Source organism: Oceanobacillus bengalensis (assembly GCF_003628445.1).
Taxonomy (GTDB): Bacteria; Bacillota; Bacilli; order Bacillales; family Amphibacillaceae; genus Oceanobacillus; species Oceanobacillus bengalensis.
In genome coordinates, this window is sequence record NZ_RBZO01000076.1 from 1 (window position 1) to 1,607 (window position 1,607).

The 1,607-nt window shown below is 49.8% G+C and carries 1 rRNA gene; it reads left to right on the forward strand.

Annotation, left to right across the window (positions count from 1 at the left end):
• Positions 1 to 40: 40 nt before the first annotated feature.
• Positions 41 to 1,607: ribosomal RNA gene (locus D8M05_RS19940) — 23S ribosomal RNA — on the forward strand; the annotation flags it as partial.

Sequence of the window (1,607 nt, forward strand, 5' to 3'; positions counted from 1 at the left end):
GCAAGGCTAATTTATTAGCAAGCTTATTTACTGTAAACTTAGTTAAGTGAATAAGGGCGCACGGTGGATGCCTTGGCACTAGGAGCCGATGAAGGACGGGACTAACACCGATATGCTTCGGGGAGTTGTAAGTAAACTTTGATCCGAAGATTTCCGAATGGGGGAACCCGCTGTTCGTAATGGAACAGTACTTGTATCTGAATACATAGGGTACAAGAGGCAGACCCGGGGAACTGAAACATCTCATTACCCGGAGGAAGAGAAAGCAAATGCGATTTCCTAAGTAGCGGCGAGCGAAACGGAAACAGCCCAAACCAGAAAGTTTACTTTCTGGGGTTGTAGGACATTCCATTAGGAGTTACAAAGGAATTCTTTAGACGAATCGACCTGGAAAGGTCAGCCAAAGAGGGTAACAGCCCTGTAGTCGAAAAGGAATTCTCTCCGGAATGTATCCTGAGTACGGCGGAACACGAGAAATTCCGTCGGAATCCGGGAGGACCATCTCCCAAGGCTAAATACTACCTAGTGACCGATAGTGAACCAGTACCGTGAGGGAAAGGTGAAAAGCACCCCGGGAGGGGAGTGAAAGAGTACCTGAAACCGTGTGCCTACAAGTAGTCGAAGCTCGTTTTTGAGTGACGGCGTACCTTTTGTAGAATGGACCGGCGAGTTACGATTGTATGCAAGGTTAAGTGGAAGACACGGAGCCGCAGCGAAAGCGAGTCTGAATAGGGCGAATGAGTATGCAGTCGTAGACCCGAAACCGTGTGATCTACCCATGTCCAGGGTGAAGGTCAGGTAACACTGACTGGAGGCCCGAACCCACGTATGTTGAAAAATGCGGGGATGAGGTGTGGGTAGGGGTGAAATGCCAATCGAACACGGAGATAGCTGGTTCTCTCCGAAATAGCTTTAGGGCTAGCCTCAAGATGATGAGTACTGGAGGTAGAGCACTGATTGGACTAGGGGCCCTCATCGGGTTACCGAATTCAGTCAAACTCCGAATGCCAGATACTTTAACTTGGGAGTCAGACTGTGGGTGATAAGGTTCATAGTCGAAAGGGAAACAGCCCAGACCACCAGCTAAGGTCCCAAAGTATACGTTAAGTGGAAAAGGATGTGGAGTTGCCCAGACAACCAGGATGTTGGCTTAGAAGCAGCCACCATTTAAAGAGTGCGTAATAGCTCACTGGTCGAGTGACTCTGCGCCGAAAATGTACCGGGGCTAAACGTATCACCGAAGCTGTGGATTGTTCTTCGAACAATGGTAGGAGAGCGTTCTAAGTGCTGTGAAGTCAGACCGTGAGGACTGGTGGAGCGCTTAGAAGTGAGAATGCCGGTATGAGTAGCGAAAAAAGAGTGAGAATCTCTTTCACCGAATGCCTAAGGTTTCCTGAGGAAGGCTCGTCCTCTCAGGGTTAGTCGGGACCTAAGCCGAGGCCGAAAGGCGTAGGCGATGGACAACAGGCAGATATTCCTGTACCACCTCATGACCATTTGAGCGATGGGGGGACGCAGTAGGATAAGGAAAGCGCACCGATGGATGTGTGCGTCCAAGCAGTGAGAAAGTCAGGTAGGCAAATCCGCCTGGCAATTTCAAGCTGTGA